This is a genomic window from Anaerobacillus sp. MEB173 (assembly GCF_052119505.1).
GTDB lineage: Bacteria > Bacillota > Bacilli > Bacillales > JBJMAU01 > JBJMAU01.
In genome coordinates this window covers 1-24,886 of record NZ_JBJMAU010000028.1, presented here as the reverse complement: position 1 = coordinate 24,886, position 24,886 = coordinate 1, and the positions used below count along the sequence as shown (strand labels likewise).

The 24,886-nt window shown below is 39.2% G+C and carries 19 protein-coding genes and 2 pseudogenes; 17 read left to right on the top strand and 4 right to left on the bottom strand.

Features of this window, described 5'->3' with window-relative positions:
- Window positions 1–2: 2 nt before the first annotated feature.
- The 3 genes from ACJ2A9_RS22680 to ACJ2A9_RS22670 form a co-directional block, all read right to left on the bottom strand.
- Window positions 3–215, bottom strand: coding sequence for a hypothetical protein (locus ACJ2A9_RS22680; RefSeq protein ID WP_441423982.1), 213 nt, complete (start codon window positions 213–215; stop codon window positions 3–5).
- 226 nt (window positions 216–441) lie between these two features.
- Entirely contained in the window at window positions 442–1,908 is a 1,467-nt protein-coding gene (locus ACJ2A9_RS22675) for an NAD-dependent succinate-semialdehyde dehydrogenase (protein ID WP_441423981.1), read from the bottom strand.
- 28 nt (window positions 1,909–1,936) lie between these two features.
- Entirely contained in the window at window positions 1,937–3,136 is a 1,200-nt protein-coding gene (locus ACJ2A9_RS22670) for an iron-containing alcohol dehydrogenase (protein ID WP_441423980.1), read from the bottom strand.
- A 190-nt stretch (window positions 3,137–3,326) separates the two neighbouring features.
- On the opposite strand from ACJ2A9_RS22670, the gene ACJ2A9_RS22665 reads away from it, so the two are divergent.
- The 8 genes from ACJ2A9_RS22665 (at window position 3,327) to ACJ2A9_RS22630 (ending at window position 12,943) form a co-directional block, all read left to right on the top strand.
- Entirely contained in the window at window positions 3,327–5,045 is a 1,719-nt protein-coding gene (locus ACJ2A9_RS22665; RefSeq protein ID WP_441423979.1) for a sigma-54 interaction domain-containing protein, read from the top strand.
- Window positions 5,046–5,279: 234 nt separating this feature from the next.
- Entirely contained in the window at window positions 5,280–6,488 is a 1,209-nt protein-coding gene (gene lhgO / locus ACJ2A9_RS22660; protein ID WP_441423978.1) for an L-2-hydroxyglutarate oxidase, read from the top strand.
- Window positions 6,489–6,523: 35 nt separating this feature from the next.
- On the top strand, window positions 6,524–7,231 hold the full coding sequence (locus ACJ2A9_RS22655; RefSeq protein WP_441423983.1) for a FadR/GntR family transcriptional regulator: 708 nt from the start codon (window positions 6,524–6,526) through the stop codon (window positions 7,229–7,231).
- A gap of 438 nt (window positions 7,232–7,669) precedes the next feature.
- Window positions 7,670–8,725 (top strand): TRAP transporter substrate-binding protein, encoded by a 1,056-nt coding sequence (locus ACJ2A9_RS22650; protein WP_441423977.1) that lies wholly within the window; start codon window positions 7,670–7,672, stop codon window positions 8,723–8,725.
- Window positions 8,726–9,122: 397 nt separating this feature from the next.
- The gene (locus ACJ2A9_RS22645; protein WP_441423976.1) at window positions 9,123–9,614 is read left to right on the top strand and encodes a TRAP transporter small permease; all 492 of its coding nucleotides are present in this window, start codon (window positions 9,123–9,125) and stop codon (window positions 9,612–9,614) included.
- A complete protein-coding gene (locus ACJ2A9_RS22640; protein WP_441423975.1) occupies window positions 9,611–10,876 on the top strand; it encodes a TRAP transporter large permease in 1,266 nt (421 codons plus the stop codon). The genes ACJ2A9_RS22645 and ACJ2A9_RS22640 overlap by 4 nt, the downstream gene beginning before the upstream one ends.
- A 17-nt stretch (window positions 10,877–10,893) precedes the next feature.
- The gene (locus tag ACJ2A9_RS22635) at window positions 10,894–11,928 is read left to right on the top strand and encodes an alcohol dehydrogenase catalytic domain-containing protein (protein ID WP_441423974.1); all 1,035 of its coding nucleotides are present in this window, start codon (window positions 10,894–10,896) and stop codon (window positions 11,926–11,928) included.
- 76 nt (window positions 11,929–12,004) lie between these two features.
- Window positions 12,005–12,943: an acetamidase/formamidase family protein gene (locus ACJ2A9_RS22630; protein ID WP_441423973.1), complete on the top strand. Its 939-nt coding sequence runs from the start codon at window positions 12,005–12,007 to the stop codon at window positions 12,941–12,943.
- A 139-nt stretch (window positions 12,944–13,082) separates the two neighbouring features.
- On the opposite strand, the gene ACJ2A9_RS22625 is transcribed toward ACJ2A9_RS22630, so the two are convergent.
- A complete protein-coding gene (locus tag ACJ2A9_RS22625) occupies window positions 13,083–14,768 on the bottom strand; it encodes a sigma-54 interaction domain-containing protein (protein WP_441423972.1) in 1,686 nt (561 codons plus the stop codon).
- 181 nt (window positions 14,769–14,949) lie between these two features.
- Between ACJ2A9_RS22625 and pdhA the strand changes: the two genes are divergently transcribed.
- The 9 genes and pseudogenes from pdhA to ACJ2A9_RS22580 all read left to right on the top strand — a co-directional run bounded on the left by pdhA (window position 14,950) and on the right by ACJ2A9_RS22580 (window position 24,455).
- Window positions 14,950–15,933: a pyruvate dehydrogenase (acetyl-transferring) E1 component subunit alpha gene (gene pdhA, locus ACJ2A9_RS22620; RefSeq protein ID WP_441423971.1), complete on the top strand. Its 984-nt coding sequence runs from the start codon at window positions 14,950–14,952 to the stop codon at window positions 15,931–15,933.
- Between the two features lie 18 nt (window positions 15,934–15,951).
- On the top strand, window positions 15,952–16,932 hold the full coding sequence (locus ACJ2A9_RS22615; protein WP_441423970.1) for an alpha-ketoacid dehydrogenase subunit beta: 981 nt from the start codon (window positions 15,952–15,954) through the stop codon (window positions 16,930–16,932).
- A gap of 15 nt (window positions 16,933–16,947) precedes the next feature.
- Window positions 16,948–18,291 (top strand): dihydrolipoamide acetyltransferase family protein, encoded by a 1,344-nt coding sequence (locus tag ACJ2A9_RS22610; RefSeq protein WP_441423969.1) that lies wholly within the window; start codon window positions 16,948–16,950, stop codon window positions 18,289–18,291.
- A 13-nt stretch (window positions 18,292–18,304) separates the two neighbouring features.
- On the top strand, window positions 18,305–19,687 hold the full coding sequence (gene lpdA / locus ACJ2A9_RS22605) for a dihydrolipoyl dehydrogenase (protein ID WP_441423968.1): 1,383 nt from the start codon (window positions 18,305–18,307) through the stop codon (window positions 19,685–19,687).
- 18 nt (window positions 19,688–19,705) lie between these two features.
- A complete protein-coding gene (locus ACJ2A9_RS22600; protein ID WP_441423967.1) occupies window positions 19,706–20,461 on the top strand; it encodes an SDR family NAD(P)-dependent oxidoreductase in 756 nt (251 codons plus the stop codon).
- Between the two features lie 26 nt (window positions 20,462–20,487).
- Window positions 20,488–21,915, top strand: coding sequence for an aldehyde dehydrogenase family protein (locus ACJ2A9_RS22595; RefSeq protein WP_441423966.1), 1,428 nt, complete (start codon window positions 20,488–20,490; stop codon window positions 21,913–21,915).
- Window positions 21,916–22,041: 126 nt separating this feature from the next.
- Window positions 22,042–22,686 (top strand): annotated as a pseudogene (locus ACJ2A9_RS22590) (aldehyde dehydrogenase family protein); the annotation flags it as partial.
- Between the two features lie 190 nt (window positions 22,687–22,876).
- A pseudogene (locus ACJ2A9_RS22585) lies at window positions 22,877–23,171 on the top strand (ABC transporter substrate-binding protein); the annotation flags it as partial.
- 795 nt (window positions 23,172–23,966) lie between these two features.
- Window positions 23,967–24,455, top strand: a complete 489-nt coding sequence (locus tag ACJ2A9_RS22580; protein WP_441423965.1) for a TOTE conflict system archaeo-eukaryotic primase domain-containing protein — start codon at window positions 23,967–23,969, stop codon at window positions 24,453–24,455.
- The last annotated feature ends 431 nt before the right edge of the window (window positions 24,456–24,886 follow it).

The window sequence follows — 24,886 nt, the reverse complement described above, 5'->3', positions numbered from 1 at the left end:
TTTTACATCGTTCTTCCTGTTTGATTGATTCCCTCTCTAGTGCTATCAGAATACTCTTGGCTGTTTAAATCGTTTAGAGCATCTTGATACATTTTTCTGGTGATGTCTTTTAATTTTAATTGAGAAAAGTAGGGTAACAATTTTCCGATTTCATGGAGTCGAACTCGAGTTGTACCAGGTTTTACATCTTTTGATTTACTGTAGATGGAAGCCACTTAATGGCAAAGTCGCTAAAGGTTTTATGAAAATTGATTAAATTTAGTACACTTTTATACGAAAAAACAAAGTGTAAGCCAATGGCTCTTTCTATTATTATGGGGATTAAATAAAGTACGTAAGAGTGAAGACATATATGTTAAAGAGAAATGGAAAGGAGACTCATAATTAAATGAATCCCCTCTTGCAATGCTCGACAGTCATCCTAGACGAAAAAACGTAAAATTAGCTTAATTTTAGAGAAACAAATTTTGTTTCTAAATAATCTTCTATTCCTTCTTGTCCACCTTCACGACCAAATCCACTTTCCTTCATTCCACCGAATGGAGCTTGTGGTACTCCCGGCATAGCATCATTGAGACCAATAACTCCAAAATCAAGGCTCTCTGATAGTTGAATCGCTTTATTAATGTCATTTGTATAGATATAGGCTGCTAAACCATATTCCGTATCATTTGCACTTATGATGACGTCGTCAATATTTGAAAACGATGCAATGGGTGCTACTGGTCCGAACGTTTCTTCAAACATAATTTTCATCTCATCATTAACATTATCTAAAATGGTTGGAGTATAGAAATAACCATTTTCATCTCCTGCTCTTTGGCCACCACAAACAACATTTCCGCCTTTACTAATTGCATCTTGGACATGCTCTTCTACTTTTGCAAGTCCGCTTTCATTGACGAGCGGTCCGATGTCGACACTATTTTTGAGGCTGTCTCCAACTATAAGGCTTTCTACTTTTTTCTTGAATTCTTCGAGGAATTGTTCTTTTACATCTTCATGAACATAAATGCGGTTGGCACAAACGCAAGTTTGACCAGCATTTCTAAATTTACTGTTTACAGCTCCTTCAGCTGCATCAGCAATATTAGCATCATCAAGAACGATAAACGGAGCATGACCACCAAGCTCTAATGATAATTTCTTTAATTGGTCCGCTGATTTCGTGACTAGTTTTTTACCGACCCTTGTCGAGCCTGTAAATGAAATTTTCTTAATAATTTTGTTTGAAAATAGTTCATCAGAAATTTCTTCAGTCTTTCCTGTCACGATATTTATAACGCCATTTGGAATTTGCGCTTGTTCGACTAGTGTGGCAAATGCCAAAGCAGTTAATGATGCTTGTGATGCCGGTTTAATTACAATTGTACATCCTGAAGCGATCGCAGGGCCGAGCTTTCTCGTTAGCATTGCGATGGGGAAGTTCCAAGGTGTAATCGCCGCAACGACACCGACGGGCTGTTTTGTAACAAATAAGCGTTTATCTTGAGCTGAAGCGGGGATCGTTCTACCGTAGACACGTTTACCTTCTTCGGCGTACCATTCTAAAAATTTTGCCGCATAAACAACTTCACCTAATGACTCTTGATAGACTTTCCCCATTTCTTTCGTCATGATCGTTGCGAGCTCTTCTTGATTTTTAATAAGTAAGTCCTTTAACTTGATTAAATAATCAGCTCGTTCTCCAGCTGTAAGCTTTGCCCAGGCAGGGAAGGCTTGATTGGCAGCTTCGATGGCAACTTGAGTTTCTTCTTGTCCAGCTTTTGGAACATCAGCTACCTTTTCATTTGTAGAAGGGTTATAAACCGTGAAAACCTCGCCGCTGTTGGCTTTTGTAAATTGACCATTAATATATAAATTCGTATTTTCAAAGTCTAATAATTTGGTTTCGTTTTTTGTTAGCATCTTATTCGCTCCTTTGATTTTTGTGGTTTTAGTTGGATACAGGTACTTTCGTTGAATTTTCATTGTGAATACACTTTAAAAAGAGCTTGACGATATCTTCATTTTTCGTTTTTCTAGGGTTAACTTGAATGTTGCCGCTTTTCATTGCGTCATCAGCCATTTCATCAATACTTGCTGGGTCGATAGCAAAGTCCTTGAATGTTGATGGGATACCGATATCTTCGGATAGAGATTTAACGGCGTTGATCGCTTCAAGGGAGCGGCTTAGTTCTGTACCACTACCTGCCGTAACGGCTCCCATGGCAATCGCAATATCTGAAAATTTATTCGGATTTGAAACGCGATTAAACTCCATCACATGCGGTAACAATATCGAATTAGCAATGCCATGAGGAACATTGTATTTTGCGCTTAATGGATGGCTCATCGCGTGAACATTTCCTAAGCGGGTATTATTAAAGGCCAGCCCGGCAATCAAACTGCCGTAAAGCATATTGTAGCGTGCTTCTAAATCATCGCCACTATGGACGGCCGTTCGTAAGCTTCCAGAAATAAGTTCGATTGCCTTTAGAGCAAGAACTTCGCTAATGACGTATGCTTTTTTAGAAACATACGATTCAATCGCATGGACCAGCGCATCTAAACCAGTTGATGCTGTTAATGAAGGAGGCAGAGATAGAGTTAATACAGGATCGACGATAGCCCAACGTGCTGCGAGATGCCGGCTTCCGACCGTGAACTTGTATTCGCGGTTGTGATCAGTAATGACTGTAAAGATCGTGACCTCACTTGCCGTCCCCGCCGTTGTTGGGATGGCAATCAATGGCATCCCTTGCTTAGGTACCGTGTTGATGCCTTCATAATCTGTAATGTCGCCGCCGTTTGTTCCTAAGATAGAAACGGCTTTAGCAACATCTAAGGGACTACCGCCACCGATTCCGATGATGATATCGGCATGACTTTCCTGCAATACTTTATAGCAGGCTTCTACTGTTAAAGTTGAGGGATTGGCTTCCACACTAGAAAATACCGTTCCGTCAATATTTGCGTTTGATAACTGTTGTACAATTATGTCCAATAGGCCTGCTTGTTCAATTCCCTCATCAGAAACGATTAAAGCATGTGTAAAATTCCCGCTTTTTATAATTTCAGGTATCGACTGAACGGAATGATTGCCCATAATGATTTCGGTATTACAGTTAAATTCAGAAATAACATTTCCTAACATACATTTCCCTCCTTTTTAAGTTCAAATAACACTATTGCAAAACCTATGCCAAAAACTAGAAGCTTGTGAAATCAGCATTTTTTGGCGGTGAGTTTTACATTTTTTTGTGCATGTGCGCACTTGTTGTGCAATCTTGCACTTGACGTAAACCTATTATTCTAGTGAAATTAAAGAAAAAGGAGGAGATAGGATGGAAGGAAAATCGTCAGCACGTCATTCTCAACTTGAACACTTAAAGAATTTTATTATTCATACAGATTATCCCGTCTTTTTATTTGATAAAAACTACAGGCTCGTCTATTTCAATTCAGCTGCGGAGCAATTTGTTGATGATTTTCAAGAACCGATCTCACTCAAATTAGAGAAAGAGAAAAGATTTATAGAATGCAAGATTAAACTCCATAACTACTTTTACACATGCAGAGGGTATGTCATTAGTGTAAATAATGAGCGGTATTACTACGAGACGATTGATCCGCTGAAAAGTGATGTTGAGAAGATTTCTAATTTACATGAAGAGTTGGAAATGATCATCAATGGTGTTCATGATGGAATTTATGTCACGGACGGCAGAGGATTTACGCTACGAATTAATAAATCGTATTCGGAATTAACCGGGATATCCAAAGATGAAGTCGTAGGGCGACACGTATCGGAGTTAGTTGAAAAAGGATATTTTGATATTTCCAGTACGCTTAAAGTGTTAAAGTACAAAAAAACAATTTCAATTTTGCAAAAGATAAAAGATACTAAGCAAGTTTGGCTCGTTACAGCCAAGCCCATTTTAAACGAAGTCGGTCAAATCAAACGGATCGTCAGTACGATTTATGACATGACAGAACTCAATAAACTCCGTGAAGAATTAAAGGATCAATCGAGTGCTATCCGTGATAAACAAAGTGAAATCGATGTGTTACGTTCGCAAATTACAAACGTACCGGGAATTATTGGGAAAAGTAAAGCGATGGAAAAGGTAGTGAACTACATACAGAAGCTGAGCCATGTGAATACATCGATTATGCTGCTAGGTGACACTGGGGTAGGCAAAAGCATGATTGCCAAAGCGATTCATAGTTCAGGGGAAAGGAAAGGTGAAAATTTTATTGAGATTAATTGTGGCGCCATCCCGGAAAACTTATTTGAGTCGGAATTGTTTGGTTATCATGCTGGTTCATTTACAGGAGCCAAAAGTAGCGGAAAGAAAGGCTTGATTGAAGCTGCTGACAAAGGGACGTTGTTTCTGGACGAAATTGGCGAGATGCCAATGGCATTACAAGTGAAGCTGCTGACGGTCATTCAAAATAAAAAAATCCGAAAAATTGGCGAACTCATGGATAGAGAAGTCGATATCCGAATTATCGCCGCCACAAATAAAGATCCATTAACGCTAATTGAGCAAAATAAGCTCCGTGAAGATTTGTATTATCGGCTTTCCGTAGTTCCGATACGCATTCCGGCATTAAAAGAGAGAAAAGATGATATTTTTCCGCTAGTGAATCACTTTATTCGCAAGTACAATCAACTGCACCAGAAATCGATTAAGCTCTCACGAGAAATTCTCGATATCTTTATGGATTATCATTGGCCGGGAAACATTAGAGAGTTGGAGCATTTGGTTGAACAAATTGTCGTTCTTTCCGATGATGATAGATTTGTAGAAAGAGAGGATTTGCCTGATCAACTCCTTGGGCCAGAACAAGAAGCAATGCCAAGTTCAGTTCCTTTTTCGACTGTGACATCGTTAAAAGAAATTACGGAACAAGTTGAAAAGCAAGCAATTATCGAAGTCTGGAATAAGACATTGGATATGGAAGGTTGTGCAAAAAAACTAGGTGTACACCGGACAACTTTGATTAGAAAAGCAGCAAAGTACGGCTTGCAATTCGAAAAGGAGATCCACCGAAACTAAACAGGTAGTGATACGGGTGTCTCTAACTAGTACATGTAGAGGCACTTTATTTTTTTATTACCTAAACAGCAGCGGTTAGCATTCCGAATACATTCTATTTTCAAAAAATATTTGCAATAAATAATCGATGTGATTATACTTGTATTACAAATCCGCTTGTATTACAAGTTACAGATTGTTTTTTGGATGCATTAATAAAAGGGAACATAAATCTTATAATTGGAGGGCTCTAGTATGTATGATTTTGCAATTGTTGGGGGAGGTATCGTCGGTCTTTCAACAGGTATGGCCTTATATGAGAAATACCCTGATGCAAAAATAGTTTTGCTGGAAAAAGAGAATGTGGTGGCAATGCATCAAACGGGACATAACAGCGGGGTAATTCATTCTGGGATTTATTACAAGCCTGGTAGTTTTAAGGCGAGGTTTGCCCGGCAAGGAAGTCAGTCGATGAGGCAATTTTGTGAGGAACACGGCATTGAGCATGATATTTGCGGAAAAGTGATTGTAGCTACTAAAATAGAAGAACTGCCTTTATTAGATAACTTGTTTAATAGAGGGATTGAAAATGAATTGAATATTAGAAAGATAGGTTCAGAGGAGTTAAACGAAATTGAGCCTCACGTTAATGGGGTGGCAGCAATTCATGTCCCGATGGCTGGTATTGTGAATTACAAGCAAGTCAGTGAAGTGTTTGCGGACATCATCCGTAAGCAGGGCGGAGAGATTGTATTAGGGGCAAAGGTTGAAAAAATAACGGAAGCCGAAAATTCTTCAATTGTCGAAACAGCCCAACAAACGTATCACACCCGTTTTGTCATTAACTGCGCAGGGTTACATAGTGATCGGGTCGCGAAGATGGCAGGATACTTGCCTGATATGAAAATCGTTCCGTTTCGGGGTGAATATTTCAAGCTCAAGCCTGAGAAGCGCCACCTCGTAAAAAATTTAATTTACCCTGTTCCGAATCCGAACTTCCCATTCCTAGGTGTTCACTTTACACGCATGATTGGCGGGGAAGTCGATGCAGGACCAAATGCAGTATTGAGCTTGAAGCGTGAAGGATACAGAAAGACTGATTTTAATTTGAAAGACTTTTCTGAAGTCATGGCAAATAAAGGCTTTTGGAAATTAGCGAGCAAATATTTAAAAGAAGGCGCTGAAGAAATGTACCGCTCCTTCAGTAAGGAGAGGTTTGTGAAAAGCCTGCAAGAATTAATCCCAGAGGTAACAGAAGAAGATCTCGTTCCTGCTCCAGCGGGTGTTCGTGCTCAAGCATTAAAAAGTGACGGCGGTTTAGTTGATGATTTCCACATTATTGTCGGAAAAAGGAGTATTCATATTTGTAATGCCCCCTCTCCTGCAGCAACTGCTTCGATTGAAATCGGAAAAGCCATCGTGGATAGAATTCCAAAACTCGAGGCAAAGAAGCTTCTTGTGTAAGCTCTGCCAAATGATAAGGGGGTAAAATCTTGTCAGTGCCAATCCAACGCCGTAGAGTCTCTGAACTTGTTTTAGAAGAAATCAAAAAGTTAATCAAAAAGGGAGAGTTTAAGCCAAATACTAAGCTTCCTTCAGAAAATGAGCTGGCAAAAATGTTCCAAGTTAGTCGTGTCCCGATTAGGGAAGCGATTAGTGTGTTGGCAGCAGGAGGAATTGTTGAACCGCGCCAAGGTGGTGGAAACTGGATCCGAGAAGTAGATTTTGCCAATATGATGGAAAAAGTGACGATTGAGATGGTTGACATTAAACAACTGTTAGATTTGCTTGAATTTAGGATCATCGTTGAAGCAGAGGCGGCAGCCCTGGCCGCAGAGCGGTATAAACAAGAGGATATAGAACAGTTAGAAGCGGCTTTGGATGTTTTTCGCAAAAGCACAATAGATGATGAGAATACGATCGGTGACCAAGCTGATTATACCTTTCATCAAATTATTGTAAAGGCTTCTTATAATCCATTTTTAATGCAAACGATTGATAATATCTCTGACTTGTACCAAAAGTACTTGAAATTTTCTTTGAAAAAAAACATCGGCTTCAAAATGAAAAGAGAGCAAGTATATGGTGAGCACAAATCCATTTTTGAAGCCATCAAGGAACGGGATGCCAATACTGCACACATGAAAATGAAAGAACATCTGCAAAATACGAAACAGAAGCTAGAAAAATTAAAAATAGAAGAGTAAGGATCTCGCAGAATGAGCAGAGGCTCAGCTGACATGAATGGGAATTTCATCGATTATTGCGAAAGTGATGCAATCTTGAACATGATGATGTCTTATTACATCAAGAATCGGTAATTTTTCAGTCAGTTTTAGTAAGTTTGCCTATGATTTAGGCTTTTAACTTTTGGCACGATACTTGCAATTTAAGATATTTGAAAACTTTTTATCTTCATATTTTCATAACTGAAATTGAATATAGCAGGGGGGGACTGAAAGAAACGACTCATTCTGCTTCAGAATGTAAACGGATACAAACTGAAGTGGATTATAAAGCTTGAGATGGCGGTCAAATTGTTAGGGGGTAATTACCTAGTAGTTGATGGAGGGATGGAAGAAGGAAGACAATCTTTTTTATCTATTAAGTTACTAAGATATCATTTTTTATAGGAGGGTTTAACTGTGAAAAAATTATTAGCAACTGCATTACTTTCACTTTCTTTAGCATTAACAGGGTGTGGATTTGGAGATACGAATACAGAAACAAGTTCGAATGGAACAGACACAGGTGAAGCGAATACAAGTAATAATGAAGCAAGCATTGTACTAAACATGAGTTTGCCTGAGGGACCTGGAACGAAGAACGATGCTGGGGCAAAAGCGTTTAAGGAAAAGCTAGAAGAATTAACGGATAATGAAATGACTGTAGAAATTCACTATAGTAACGCATTTGGCGGAGAAAGAGAAGTATATGAAATGATGGGGCAAAATACGCTCGATTTAGCTCTTCAATCAAGTGGACCAATGGGAGTCTTCGATGAAAGAATGTATGTGTTTGATTTACCATACCTTTTTGAAAACTCTGAGCACGCTCGTGCGGTATTAGATGGTGAAATCGGTCAAGAATTAGCTGACATCTTTGAGGAAGCAGCTAATGTAAAAATCTTATCATGGGTTGAGAATGGTTTCGTAGTAGTCGGTACTTCTAAAGGAACTGTAAAAGAAATCTCTGATTTTGATGGTTATAAAATCCGTGTTCAAGAAAGTGCCGTTCAAATTGACACTTGGAGAGCTGTTGGAGCTGATCCAACGCCAATGGCATGGCCAGAAGTATTCACATCTTTACAACAAGGGGTAATTGATGGACACGATCAAGCGATTATGGTTCTTGAAACAGGGAAATTCTATGATGTTCAAGATTCTGTAACAATTATTGATGCTCGATTTGTTGCTGCTCCTATTTCTATGAGTGCTGATAAGTTCAATTCATTCACTGAAGAACAACAACAAGCGTTAATCGAAGCAGCAGAATATGGTAGAGAACAAGGACGTAAGAGAATTGACGAAATGTATGCAAGTTCTAAAGAGTTTTTAGCGAATGAAGGCGGACTTGAAATCTATGAGTTTACTGATGAGCAAAAAGCTGAATACCTAGAGTTAACAAAAGGAGTATACGAGAAGTGGACTCCGGTTATTGGTGAAGACCTTATTGAGAAAATTAGAGCGTACGAGTATTAATCACTAGGGTTCAATCACAATCAATAGTAGAGTAATGTAATTCAAGGTGGTGTTGAGAGTTATACCACCTTGGATTATTCTCTATATTTAATATCTATATTTGATCCTAAGTTATTGATTAGAATAAATTTTTCTAGACGAAAGACGATTTTCATGGTGAAAAATAGGTTTTCGTATATTTAGAAAGGTTCATTACCACTTTAAGAATATTCTTTTAGCTAGAGGTGCTGAGTATAACACTTAATAACTTGTAATTCTTTTAACTTATTTATAGTGATTGATCTTTATATCGGTAAAGAATGTTCCACCATTAAAATCGTTTTTCGAAAAATCTTTGCGAGAAGTATAATATTTTAAGTGAATTTAAGAGAGGTAGCTTTTGAAGGGGGATCTTATTATGAGTCGTTCGATTTCGTTTTTACTAAATATCGTAGATAAAACAAATAAAATCATTGAGTACATGTTAGCTCTTTTCTTAGCTATTATGTCATGTGCCATTTTTTGGCAGGTATTTAGTAGGTATATTGTTGGAAGTTCAACATCATGGTCTGAGGAATTAGCAAGGGTTTTGATGGTTTTCATCGTTCTTTTAGGATCAGCTGTTGCTTTAAGGAAAGGCCAGATGTTGTCTGTTGAAGTTCTATCAGAGCTTATCGATGATACGAAAAAAAGGTATTTAAGCATTGTAGTGAATGCTTTTTCGATTATCTTTTACTTTGTTCTTTTCTATTATGGTTACTTGCTTGCTGAGAAAGTTTCTGGACAAACATTACCAGGGCTCGGTATTTCGATATTTTGGTTGTATGTAGCATTGCCTGCAGGAGGCTTTTTTCTAATTGTGAATGCCGTAGCAAACATACTAGAAAATATTAAGGAAGTGAAAAAATGATTCCAATATTTTTTGTCTCGCTATTTTTACTCTTATTTCTAAGTATTCCCGTTGCGGTCGCATTAGGGTTGGCTTCGGTCTTCGGAATCATGATGCATCCGTCGCTAGATTTGTCTGTTGTTCCGCAACGTATTTTAATATCGATTAACTCCTTTCCATTAATGGCGATACCGTTCTTTATTTTGGCTGGCGGTCTGATGCAAACGGGAGGGATTGCAAAACGTCTTGTTAATTTTGCCACCGCCTTAGTTGGTCATGTGACTGGTGGGTTAGGTATGGTTGCGATTATTACGGCGATGTTTTTTGCAGCAATTTCTGGGTCGGGAACAGCGACGGTTATTGCGATTGGGTCGATTTTAATCCCGGCGATGATTGCTAAAGGATATGAGGCGGGTTTCACAAGTGCAACCTTGTCTGTGTCAGGGGCACTGGGGATTATAATCCCGCCAAGTATTCCTTTGATCCTCTACGGGATTACTGCGCAAGTTTCGGTAAGTGATATGTTCCTGGCAGGTATTATACCAGGATTTCTAATTACGGTGTCTTTATTAATTTTGGCTTATATTGTTTCATCGAAAGATAAATACGAAAAGATGCCGAAAAGTTCGTTCAAAGAATTGCTGGTTGCGTTTCGAATCGCCATTCCTGCTTTAATCATGCCAGTTATTGTTTTAGGTGGGATTTACGGAGGGATCTTTACGCCGACTGAGGCTTCTATTGTAGCGGTTGCTTATTCGTTGCTCGCGGGCCTACTCTATCGAGAGATAAAACTAAAGTCATTAATCGATACGTTTGTTAATTCAGCAATTACAACAGCAGTCATTATGATTATTATTGGTACGTCGGGTTTGTTCAGTTTCTTTATTCAAATCAACGGAATTCCATCGATGCTGACAGATTTTATGTCGAATGTTACGACGAATCCTTATATCTTCTTAATCATCATTAATATTGTGCTTCTGTTAGTGGGAATGGTTATTGAAGGTAGTGCCGCAATCTTAATTTTGACTCCGTTATTGTTGCCGATTGCGCTCAATGTTGGAATAGACCCTGTCCATTTTGGAATTGTTATGGTTGTAAACTTAGCGATTGGCTTAGTGACACCGCCAGTAGGCTTAAACCTATTTGCCTCGTCACAAATTTCGAAGGTGCCTATAAGTAAGGTATCAAGGGCTGTACTTCCATACATTATTATCATGTTTGTTACAACAATAATTATTAGTTTTATTCCGTTTCTTTCTATCTGGTTTCAATTTTTGTAAAGGAGGAACAACCGTAAATGAAAGCGTTGGTTAAGAAATTCCCAGGCATTGAAGGGGTTTGTTTGGAAGAGATTGAAGAACCTGCTGCAAAGGCACATGAAATTAAAGTGAAAGTTCATGCGGCAGGTATTTGCGGGACGGATCTGCATATTATCCATGATGAGTATCCGTGCAATGCCCCTGTTGTAATGGGGCATGAATACTCTGGAGTGGTTGTAGAGGTTGGGGAAGAAGTCGACCGCTTTAAAGTTGGTAACCGTGTGGTTTCGTTGACAGCTGTGGAAACGTGCGGGGCGTGCACGTATTGTAATCAAGGCCTTCTAATGTTATGCAATGAGCGAAAGTCAATTGGATCGGGTGTCGATGGTGCCTTTGCTGAATATATCGTGATTCCAGAAAAGGCAGCTTATAAAATTCCAGAAAGTGTTACTCTTGATGAGGCTGCACTTACTGAGCCGTTAGCGTGCGCCGTTCGATGCATTATGGAGAGAGGCAGGGTCGATGCCGGGGAATTTGTCTTTGTTTCAGGTCCGGGAACGATTGGGTTATTAGCTTTACAGGTGGCTAAAGCGAATGGCGCCAATGTCGTAGTCGTTGGTACATCGCGTGATGAGAAGCGTCTCGATTTAGCTCTGGAGTTAGGGGCGATGGCCGTGGTTAACATGGAAGATCAAGACGCCGAAGAGCAGCTGATGAAGCTGACGAACAAGAAAGGCTTTGATGTTGCGATTGAATGTGCAGGGGTCTCGGTTTCTTTACATAACTGCATTCATTTATTACGCAAACAAGGTTTACTTATTCAAATGGGTTTGTTCGGGAAAAAAATAGAAGTTGACTCCGACCTTATGGTGATGAAGGAATTGAATTATGCAAACGGGTTTGCAACAGAGCCCACCTCTTGGGAGGTTGCTTTAAGGCTGCTTGAGTATAAGCATGTCGATGTCTCTCGCTTACTTTCCAACAAACTTTCCATTGATAACTGGAAAGAGGCTGTTCGGTTAGCTGAACAAAAGATTGGCTATAAAACACTGCTTCTTCCAAATGGGGAATAGCCTTATAAGAGATAAGAAAATAATGGTCATGGCTTGGCTTACTGGTCATAGTAACGAACAAAAGGAGAAAGTGACGATGTCAATAAAACATAGGATTGAAGCGAGTAATTCTACATTGCACCGTTCGTTTAATAACTCCTATAGACCAATTACAACGATTTGTTCAGGCGATTCTGTTCAATACTCAACAATTGATGTTGAAATGGGATATAACGAAAAGGATGGAAGAAGAAGAGAATTTTCATCGAGAGAGCAAGAAGATTTCTGGGGACATCCTTTGATTGGACCTGTTTTTATTGAAGGTGCAAAGGCAGGAATGACACTAGAGGTTAAAATCAATCAGATTGTTCCGAGTTGGTATGGCTGGAATTGTGCGGCCGGAAAAACGAACTGGCATAATGAGCAGTTAGGAATTTCTGAAAAAGAACAAGTTCGGTTGGAATGGCTCATTGATTATGAAACAGGGGTGGCAACCTGTGAGCGTAATGGACGTTCTTTTTCTGTGCCGGTTCGTCCCTTTATGGGGGTAATGGCCAATGCGCCTGGGGAGTCGGGGACGTACTCGACAATTCCTCCACGGTACTGTGGAGGGAATCTCGATTGTAAGGAACTGGTGAAAGGAAGTACATTGTATTTGCCGATTGCTGTAGACGGGGCACTATTTTCGGTAGGAGATGGCCATGCTGCTCAAGGAGATGGAGAAGTATCAGGACAGGCGATCGAATGCCCAATGGACCTGGTTGATTTAACGTTTACAGTAAGAGAAGATATGCGCCTACGCATGCCTCGGGCGAACACCCCATCAGGTTGGGTGACATTCGGTCTTGATGAAGATTTAAACAAGGCAACAGTGGCTGCATTAGAGGAAATGCTCTCTCTTATCCAAGAGGTGCATGGAGTGAGTAAGGAGGAAGCGACTGCTTTAGCAAGTGTTGCTGTTGACTTGCGTATCACTCAAATTGTCAATCAAATCAAAGGTGTGCATGCCGTTTTACCGCATGGTTTCCTGCGGTAAAGATATTAGGAATAGAAAAAAGTCCCAAGTAAATGACACTCACTTGGGGTTTTTTTAATGGACAAGGGCCGGGGCTATGTAGCAAGGAAGATCATACAGAAAGTAACTTCGGCCTGTTACCTTTATTAAGTTTATGCGGTTATTTTTCAATCTTATACTTTTGCATTTTTCTTACAAGTGTTGATTGATCAACTTTTAGGGCAACGGCAGCTTTTCGGATGCTTGGATAGGCGTTAACTGCATCACGTATAAGCTTCTCTTCAAAGGCTTCCAACTGTTCTTTTAATGGTTCAGGGTTGACGCCTTCTGAAGCTTGTTCAACTGATGTAGGGACGAGATTTCGTTGAAAACCATCATTGAACTGCAACTCTTTTTGTAAATCGACCAGATTAACTTCCGAATTCGGGCACATTAATGCTACGCGTTCGACAACATTTTGCAGCTCCCGTACATTTCCAGGCCAATCGTAGTTGATGAAAGCATTCAAAGCATCGTTTGTGAATGTGCGGTTAATGCCGTACTTATGATTAATCCCTTTTAAGAAATGATATGTTAAAGGAATGATATCGTCTTTTCTTTCTTTTAATGAGGGGATGACGATTGGGATAACGTTTAAGCGGAAAAATAAATCTTCCCGAAATGTACCCTCAGCAATCATTTTTGCCAAATCTCGGTGGGTTGCCGCAATAATCCGAATATCGATCGGGATCGGCTCTGTTCCACCGACGCGTGTAATCTCCTGTTCTTGTAATACGCGTAACAGCTTAACTTGTAATTGGAGTGGCATTTCACCGATCTCATCTAGAAAGATAATGCCGTGATTGGCTGCTTCAAACAAGCCGGCTTTTCCTTTTTGATTCGCCCCTGTAAAAGATCCTGCTTCATAGCCGAATAACTCTGACTCAAGCAGGGATTCAGGGATGGCACCGCAATTGATTTTTATTAACGGCTTGTCCTTTCGAAAGCTATTGCGGTGAATCAGTTCGACGATTTTCTCTTTCCCTACCCCTGACGCTCCTTGAATGAGCACGCCGGAATCAATTTGGGCAACGCGTGAGGCCCGGTCCAATACATCTTTCATCATAACTGAATGAGCAATGAGGGAAAGCTTTGGATCGTTTTGTTCTTTTAAAATTTCCAGCTCGTGATGAATCTGTTGATTTTGCCGCTCTAACTGTTGAATTTCAGCTTCCAATGAATTCAAATGGGTTAAGTCTCTGACATTGTTCACGATTTTTATAATTTCTCCGTCTTTGTTTCGAATCGGAGCAGCAGAAACGAGGACGGTCGCTCCAGTGCTGATTTTTTGAATGATTGTTACTTCCTTATTTTCTTTTAACGCCCGTAATGACGCTGATGTATCAATAATCCCTTCAATTTCAAGATCTTTTAAGTTCCTGCCAATACATTCCTTTGCCGATAAACCAGTAATCTGTTCATAGGACGGGTTTTGATGAATGATTGTGCCGTTTTTATCTGAGATAACAATTCCATCAAACGAAGAATTAATAACCTCATTGAGTTCATTTCTTACCTCTTGTAAGGATTCCTTTTCTTTTTTTAGACGTTGTAATTCATTTTTTACGCGAATCATCTCGTCGACCGGTTGGATTAAAACAATCACTTTATTATTTTCTGTAAAACTAGTAATTTCTGCTGGGAAATTTATCAGACTAAAAGAATTAGCACCCTGTAAAGCGTTCTCAATAATCGTTTCAATATGATAGTTGTATTTTTCAGTGATAGAGTTTGAAAATAAGATTTCACCTTGTTTATTAATAATGAGAATCCCAATGGTATTTACTTTTGAAAATATTTTCTCCATAAAACTGTCTCCTTGCATCATTATTTAAGAAATTGATGATAAATTACATCATTTTCTTAATTATACATCATTTCTGTATGATAATAATAGGAAAAGTGTGATAATCTCGGCGTTAAAAACTTGGCATACAAATTGCATATAAATTAGTTATATATGAATAAAACATTTAGGAGGTAACTCTATGTCAGTCTTAGTGAGAGAATCATCTCTATCAAAAGAAAAGTTAAAAACAATGTTACATGACATGATGGTTATTAGAAGTTTTGAAGAAACAGTTGAGAAATTATACCAGGAGGGAAAAATCCACGGAACGATGCATTTATGTATTGGCCAGGAAGCAACAGCAGTTGGGGCATGCGTACCGTTATCAAATGAAGATAAAATTACAAGTACGCACCGGGGACATGGTCATAGCATTGCCAAAGGAACTGAAGTGAAGCGAATGATGGCAGAACTGCTGGGAAAAGAAACCGGATACTGTAAAGGGAAAGGCGGATCAATGCATATTGCTGATTTAGATGTCGGTAATTTAGGTGCCAACGGGATTGTAGCAGCGGGCTTGCCTTTAGCGACGGGTGCGGCACTGACATCCAAAATGAAAGATTTAGGTTATGTTGTTGTTTGTTTCTTTGGAGATGGGGCAACAAATGAGGGCGCTTTCCATGAATCTCTGAATTTAGCATCTATTTGGAATTTGCCTGTTGTTTTCTTCTGTGAAAATAATTTATACGGCATGTCGGGGTCGATTAAAGAGATGACCAACATAAAACATATTGCCGAACGCGGAGCGGCGTACGGGATTCCAAGTGAAACGATTGACGGCAACAATGTGCTAGAAGTTGTAAAAGCAACAGAGCAAGCGGTGGATAGAGCAAGACGCGGGGAAGGCCCAACGCTTATTGAGGCAGAAACATACCGCTGGAGAGGTCATTCTCGTAGTGATGCAAGAAAGTATCGTACAAGAGAAGAAGAAAAAGAGTGGAAGAAAATGAAGGATCCGATCGCTTTATTTAAGGATCAGCTCATTGCCGAAAATATCATGACTGAAGACGAGTTTAACGAGTTAAATAAAAAGGTTCAAGCCGATATGGATGATGCTGTAGAATTTGCTGAAAACAGTCCGGCACCAGGATTGGATACGTTAACAACCGACATTTATGCATAATGGAAAGGGATGAATACAGTGAGAGAAATTACGTACTTAGAAGCAATTAGAGAATCAATGAGTCAAGAAATGCGCAGTAATGAAGATGTTTTTATTATGGGTGAAGATATCGGTATTTACGGAGGGGCTTTCGGTCTTACGAATGGCATGATTGAGGAGTTTGGCCCGGAACGAGTAAGAAATACGCCTATTTCTGAAAGTGCAATTAGCGGCTGTGCAGTCGGTGCAGCAATGACTGGGATGAGACCGATTTTGGAAATTCAATTTTCGGATTTCATTGTGATCGCGATGGATAATATCGTCAACCAAGCAGCAAAGATGCGGTATATGTTTGGAGGAAAGGCGAAGGTTCCAATGGTTGTTCGCCTTCCGAGCGGCTCTGGGGCAGGGTTTGCAGCACAGCACTCGCAAAGCTTAGAAGCATGGATGGCACATATTCCTGGTCTGAAAATCGTGCAGCCATCAACAGCGTATGATGCAAAAGGATTAATGAAAGCAGCGATTAATGATGATAACCCGGTTTTATTTTACGAACACAAAATGCTCTACAACACGAAAAACGAAGTGCCGGAAGAAGAGTATGAGATTCCATTAGGTAAAGCGGATATTAAAAAGGAAGGCTCTGACATTACGATTGTATCAACAGCTATGATGGTTAGCCGTTCACTAGAAGCAGCTGCAGAACTAGAGAAGGAAGGAATCAGTGTGGAAGTCATTGATCCTCGTACTTTAGTTCCGCTCGATACTGAAACGATTTTAGAATCGGTCAAGAAAACAAGTCGAGTACTCGTTGCGTATGAAGCGGTAAAAAGAGGCGGTTATGGAGCCGAAATTGCGAGCATGATTGCCGAAAGTGAAATCTTTGATTATTTAGATGCACCAATTCGACGTCTCGGCGGTGTACCGACACCAATTCCATACAATCCAGAATTAGAAAAAGCAGCGGTTCCACAAGTACAAGACATTATTGAAGAATGTAGAACATTAATGAATAAGTAAGGAGGTGACATTTCAATGGCTACAGAGGTAGTAATGCCTAAATTAGGGGCAACGATGGAGGAAGGTACGATTGTTTCGTGGTTAGTTCAAGTAGGAGAAGAAGTAGAAGAAGGCGATCCCATTGTTGAAATTCAAACGGATAAAATTGTCATGGAGATTGAAGCAGAACGAACAGGGATTTTACTAAAAACCTTCCATGATGAGCATGCGGTCGTAAAAGTCCATGATGTTATCGCATACTTAGGTGACGAAGGAGAAAATATCGAAGGGCTAGACAAACAACCGTCAAATGAGTCCGCTCCTGTAAAAAATGAAACTGAAACCTTAGCTAGCGGAGAGGGAAATGACCTAAAAACTCCAGCAACAGCAAGTGGCGACAAAATTAGACGAACCCCCGCTGCAAGAAAATTAGCAGAGGAGCATCAGTTGGATTTGGGTGCCATTTTAGGTACAGGTCCGCTTGGACGAATCTATAAGGCTGATGTAGAAAAGTATTTAGAGAATAATACAAAGAAAATTACCCCGTTAGCAAAGAAAATCGCTGAGAACGAAGGAATAGATTACAGTCAATTGGAAGGTTCAGGATTAAACGGGAAAATTGTAAAAGACGATATTGTTTCCCCTCGCCCTTCAGCAGAGGCCGAGAAAGAAACCGTTGTCAGTCCGTCCCAAGACAAACGAGTCCCATTGAAAGGGATCCGTAAAGTCGTGGCAGACCGTATGTCACAAAGTGCTTATACGGCACCTCACGTCACATTAACGAGCGAAATCGATATGACCAATTGTGTCAATGTGCGCCAAGAGTTGCTTCCTGCGATTGAAAAAATGAACGGCCATCGTCTTTCTTTTAACGAAATCATTGTAAAAGCGACGGCGCAAACATTAAGAAATCATCCTGAAATCAACATTTCCTTACAGGATCAAGAAATCATCTATCATTCTGCAATTAACGTTGGCTTTGCGGTCGCCGTGCCGAATGGACTGGTCGTTCCAGTGGTGAAAGGCGCTGACAAAATGGGGCTTGCGCAAATCACGGAAGAATGTAAGACTTTAGGCGGTCTAGCCAGAGAAGGAAAGCTTCTGCCAGAACAAATGCAAGGTGGTACTTTTACGATTAGCAATTTAGGTATGTATGCGGTTGATGGTTTTTCACCAATAATTAATCAACCAGAGGCTGCGATTTTAGGTGTCGGAAGGATCGTTGAAAAACCAGTGGCTTACAATGGTGAAATTGCCTTAAGGTCAATGATGGTACTTAGTCTTTCTTTTGATCACCGCATTATTGATGGCGCTCCTGCAGCCGCATTTTTGACGGAATTAAAAGAGATATTGGAACACCCATTAAAACTAATGATATAAGGTGGTAACGAAATTGAAGTCATATGATGTAGTCATTGTCGGTGGTGGACCAGGAGGATATGTTGCCGCACTAAGAGCTTCCCAGAACGGAAAACGTACGGCTCTTATTGAAACAGATCAGCTAGGCGGCACATGTCTCAATCGCGGTTGTATCCCATCGAAAACGTTATTAAAGCATGCTGAAATTATTGAAGGAATTGAAAAAGCAAAAAGCTGGGGAATTACAGCGGAAAATGTCAGCCTTTCATTAACAGAAATGTTTGCAAGGAAGGATCAAGTAATTGCGACGCTAAGAAGCGGTATCCAGCATTTATTAGCCCAAGGGAAAATTGATGTTTACAACGGCTACGGAGTGATTCATTCGAATAAAGTAGTCTCGATTCAAACGGAGACTGACACAAAACAAATTTCCGGTGAAAAAATAATTATTGCTACAGGCAGCCAACCGGTCGTTCCGCCGATAGAAGGGGTCGAATCCGTCCATTACCATACAACTGATACGATTTTTAATATTGAGGCCATTCCTTCGTCAATCGTTATTGTTGGTGGCGGTGTGATCGGTGTTGAAATGGCAAATATTTTTTCAAGTTTAAATACAGCGGTTACGATTATTGAATTGGGCGATCACATTATCCCAACAGAAGATCAAGATGCTTCAAAAGAATTGCTGAAAAGCTTGAAGAAAAAAGGAATCAAAGTGTTAACAAAATATGAAGTGACGTCTGTCAAAGAAGGTCAGAATGGAAAAATCATCGAAGTGAGCTCAAAGCAAGGCAAAACAGACACACTTCAGGCCGATGAAATTCTGCTTGCCGTTGGACGTAAGCCAAATCTATCAGGTGTTGCAGAACTCAATCTGCAAATGAATGGCAGGCATATAGCGGTCAATGATCACCTCGAGACTAGCTTAAAAGACTTTTTTGCTGTCGGTGATGTGATTGGTGGACTGCAGTTAGCGCATGTAGCAAGTGCTGAAGGCTTAACAGCTGTTGAAAATTTAAATGGACCAAAACAAAAAATGAACTATAAAGTCATGCCGCGTTGTATTTACACGAACCCACAAGTAGCGAGTGTCGGTATGACGGAAGTAGAATTGAAGGAAAAAGGAATCAACTACAAAGTCAATAAATTCGCTTTTTCTAGTAATGGGAAAGCACTGGCATCGGGTGAAACAGAAGGATTTACAAAAGTAATGATCGATGAGAAGTACGGAGAGATTCTAGGAGTTGTTATGATTGGCGCACACGTGACTGAAATGATCGGACAATCGTCAGCTTTTATGTTTTTGGAAGGAACCATTGAAGAGCTGGCACAAATGGTTCAGCCTCATCCGTCACTCTCTGAAGTTTTAATGGAATCAGCCAATGTACTGGTAGGAAAAGGCATACATTCATAGTTAGAAGGTGAGCGTACGATGTCGTTTGATATTAAGGGAAAAAAGGCCATCATCACTGGCGGGGCTCAAGGGCTAGGACGATCGCTCGTTGAAGCTTTTTATACGGCAGGAGTTGAAATCGCAGTTATCGATATCTCTGAAAAAATTCATGATCTACCAAGTGAATTCAATGATAATGACCAAAAAATTCATGCTTTGAAAGGTGATTTACTAGACATTGATAGTTTAAGAGATAGTTTTCAGACTGCTTTAGAAAAACTCGGTGGCACAATTGATATTTTGATAAACTGTGCAGGTTTAATTGACCGTGGGCCTGCCTTAGAGAGTTCACTTGACAGTTGGAATCGGATTTTTGGGTTAAATGTAACTTCCACCTTTGAATTATCACGATTAGCTGCTGCAAAAATGAAAGAGCAAGGCGCAGGAAAAATAATCAATATGGGGTCGATTCTATCTGTATTAGGCGGCTATAATGCTGCTGCTTATTCGACAAGCAAAGGGGCCGTCTTGCAATTAACAAAGTCCTTATCAAATGAGTGGGCGGAGTATGGAATTCAGGTCAATGCCATCGCCCCGGGTTATATGGTCACACAAATGAACACAGCTCTAATGAATGACCCGGTGAGAAGACCACAAATTGAAGCAAGAATTCCTTCTAAAAGGTGGGGAACACCTGAGGATGTGGCAGGTGTTGCCTTATTTTTAGCTGCTCCTGCTTCTGACTATGTAACAGGAGCTTTAATTCCAGTTGACGGGGGCGTATTGGCAAGATAATCACTAGAAAGGAAGTACAAAATACAATGAAAAAGAAACTTTATATTAACGGTGAATGGATAAAGTCTGAACAATTTTCGGACCTTTTATCTCCGTATTCACAAGAAAAAATAGCAGAAATTCCTCAATCATCAGTGGCACAAGTCGATGAGGCAATTGAAGCTGCTTATAATGCTCGAGAAGTAATGGCGAACTTAACAGCTTATGAAAAAGCAGAGATCTTAGAGAATTTAGTTCAATTGTTAACAGAAAACCGCTTAAAGGCAGCACAAATTATTGCGTTAGAATCAGCCAAGCCACTAAAGTTCTCGTTAGGTGAAGTAGACCGAACGATTGAAACGTATAAATTTGCAGCTGAAGAAGCAAAACGAATTCACGGGGAAATGATTCCTTTAGACGGAGCAAAAAACGGTGCTAATCGACTAGGGTATACATTACGTGAGCCGATTGGTGTTGTAGGGGCGATTACTCCTTTTAATTTCCCTATGAACCTAGTTGCTCATAAAGTTGGACCGGCGATTGCATCAGGAAACTCGATTGTATTAAAGCCAGCTACACAAACGCCTTTGTCAGCCTTTTTTATCGCTGAACTTTTAAATGAAGCAGGTGTACCAAAAGGTGCATTCAATGTAGTAACCGGAAGTGGGCGTATCGTAGGGGATCGTTTAGTGACGAGTGATAAAGTCAATATGATAACGTTTACTGGTAGTCCAGAGGTTGGGATAGGTATAAGACAGAAAGCGGGTTTGAAGAAAGTAGCATTAGAACTGGGCTCTAATGCTGGGCTTATCATTGATAAGGATGTAAATTTAGATAAAATTATTCCAAGATGTGTTATTGGTGCTTTTTCGAATCAAGGTCAAGTCTGTATCTCGTTGCAAAGGATTTATATTCATGAGAGTATGCTAGATACCTTTGTTTCTAAGTTTAGAGAGGCAACAGAAAAGCTAATTATAGGAGACCCTCTAGATGAAAAAACAGACTTATCAGCCCTAATTTCTAAAAAAGACCTCGAAAGAGCAAATGGTTGGATTGCTGAAGCAATTCAAGAAGGTGCAAAGGTAGTAACGGGTGGTAAAGATGATAATGATATTCTACTGCCAACCGTACTATTAGATGTAAAGTCTCACTCTAAAGTCTCTTGCCAAGAGGTATTTGCACCGATTGTCACGATCAATCCAATTAAAAATGTTGAAGAAGGCATAGCGTATATTAATGATTCAAAATACGGATTACAAGCGGGAATCTTTACTAATGATATCCAAACAGCAATGAAAGCATCGAAACGCCTTGAGGTTGGTGGTGTCATGATCAATGATATCCCAACATATCGGGTCGACCAAATGCCATATGGTGGTGTAAAAGAAAGCGGTAACGCGCGTGAAGGAATTAAATACACGATTGCCGAAATGACAGAAATGAAACTAGTAGTTTGGAATCAAGAAGAATTATAATCCTATAGAAAATAGCACAAACCACAACCGTGGCTTGTGCTATTTTCTATGTGATATGGCCGCTATTATGCGGTAAGAATGTTAAAAATCCATTAAATTATGATCACTTAACCAAGTGTGGACACGTTTGCTGCAGGTGCACCAACGTTAATGATGGAAGAGCAGTTTCCTAATATTGCTACAGGTATTGAATCAGGGATGTATCGTTACCCAATCGGAGTAATTGGGGTATCACACCGTTTAACTTGAATGGCATTCTAGAAAATGAGAATGTGAAAGCAGTATCGTTCGTTGGTTCTTAACCAGTAGCAGGGTATGTATACAAAACAGCAGCAAATGGCAAACGTGTTCAAGCACTCGCAGGAGCAGTGTTCCTCGGTCCTGTTATTCGTGAAGGACATAAGGAGCGTACACTTGGCTATATTCAATCCGGTGTAGAAGAAGGAGGGACACTGATTCGTAACGGACTTGAAGATGACGCAGTAAAAGGTGAAGGTTATTTTGTCGGACCGACGATCTTTGACAATGTAACACAGGAAATGAAAATTTGGAAATAAGAAATTTTCATTTCCTGTTCTGGTGCGTGTAAAAGACTTGATAGAAGGCATTAAAGTAGCGAATGCATCGGACTTTGCAAACGGAGCTTGCTTGAACACTAACAAAGCAAAAGTAATCCGCTAATTCCGAGAAGAAATTGATGCTGGTATGCTTGGGGTTAATCTTGGAGTTCCTGCTCAAATGGCATTTTTCCTATTATTTGGTTATAAGAATTAGTTTAATAGGACTACAAATAATGATATCGTACTTTCACTCGTAAATGACAAACAAAATAAAGTGACAAAAGGACTTCCCCTTCAGTCCTTTTGTATTTTATAAAATAGTTAGTTAAAAGTCATGTTACAAAGTGCTCTCCCTTTGCTATTCTCCATTAAATTTTCATAAGGTAAAAGTTTACTACTCAGCGATTAATGAAGCAATTGCAGCAATAAATGATAAAGCTTCAGCTGATGTAACAGGTTTAGTGGTTTTAGCAAATCAAGGAAACATTAATGCTTACGGTACTGGTTCACGTTTTGGGATTATCCATGATGCATTTGGAAATACTTCCTGCTGATGAGTCTATTGAAGTTTCAACTCATGGTATGAATGTCTCGTTTGAGTATATTGTTGAAAAAGATCCTGATTATTTATTCGTTGTTAATCGTGATGCAGTAACAGCTGGTAAGCCTGCAGCACAACAAACAATTGAAAATGAAACCAATTAGGTAACTTTAGTATTAAAAAAGCCAGATCGGGGAAAGGATTTCTTAGACTAAACTTCCTTTATACTGTCCTATATTAAATTACTATATTTTTTGACATCGTTTTATTGTCAAAAATATAAATACGACACATGTGGAAAATGGTAAAATATGCATGGCTTTTATGATCAAAATAATTATTGTTTAGAAGTGTTTTGCTAACATTTTGCTAACGCAATCCAGTGAAAAACGGTAAAAGCCCGTTAAAGATGTTACAGGAAGAATATAGAAAGTCATTGATATACCGCACTTTCCGCACACAGCGTGTAAGATATTAGACACTCTCACCTTAGGGGCGGCATGATGTAGGGCCAACAGGATGTTGGTCACTCTGACGTTGCAGCAGGACGCCGCGGTTTTTAGTCCGAAATCCGCTTAATTCCCTTGATATATAAGGATTTTGTAGTGATTTGCTAACAAAATGCTAACATTTTTCAAATTATAGTGCTTATTTTAGAGGCTTCTCAAAGGTTGATAAAACTTTTTGGAAGGCTCTTTTTTCGTCTCTTTGGTTACGTGGTGATAAATATTACAATATTATTAGCTGTGCAATTCTGAAGAAGAGTCTGCCTTTCGATAATATTTTCTAATTATCTATCTTAACTCCTGTGGGTAATTATGCAAATTATTTTCATCAATTTAGACGTTAAGACATCTCTTGTAATGTTTAATTTCATTAGATTTTTACTGTTAAATACGTGCATTCTTGGCTAAACTAGAGTTAAAGATTTTAATGATTGGAGTAACCTTATGGATATTCAAGAACAGCTCAATCAAGCTTTAAAAGAGATTGATAGATTAAAAAAAGAAAATATACAATTAAAAAAGGATCTCTATAAAGCACAAGGTCGTAATACATCGTATAGTCGGACATCTAACATAACAAAAACAGCTACTGATTTTACTCCTAAAGATAAAGCTGCAATTAAACTTTTTATGAATATTTTTCGAGGAAGATCTGATGTTTTTGCTCAAAGGTGGGAATCGAGTACTACAGGTAAATCTGGTTATTCACCTGTATGTGAAAATGAGTGGGATAAAGAGCTTTGTCGTAAACCTTATATTAAATGCCAGGATTGCTCTCATCGATTATTTCGCACATTAACTCCCCAAGTTATATACGAACATTTAAGTGGCATAAAAACTGTAGGAATATATCCGTTACTTGAAGATAATACGTGTAATTTTCTAGCTGTGGACTTTGATAATAAACAATGGCAAGAGGGATTCAAAAGTTGATGTTTTACAAAAAATGTTTGAAAAGCGATTAAAGGGATATAAAAATATTGGTTATAGTCTATGTGGTGAAAACAAAGAGAAAAGCCAACAAATTCAATTATTCTACTAGGTTGAAATAAATAAAGCGATATTAACAATTTAACAAAAGATTCTACCGTTTGTCCTTGTTAACATCTAAAAAGTAAGTTTGATCATATGCAAAGAAAGCTGTTCTTCAACGATTTCAACTGAGGAAATAAATTAGTGCAAATTAGAAAAATATATACCTTTTATCAATATTTGATTAAAATTGGTTTAGAAGGTATATTCAGAACAACGATGGTATTCTCAATTTATATGTTTGAATGAGAGAGGTGAAGCCAATGTTCGAACTAATTAATCAAAAAAAGGGTCTTCTAGATGCGAATCGACCATTACCCAAATATACAGTT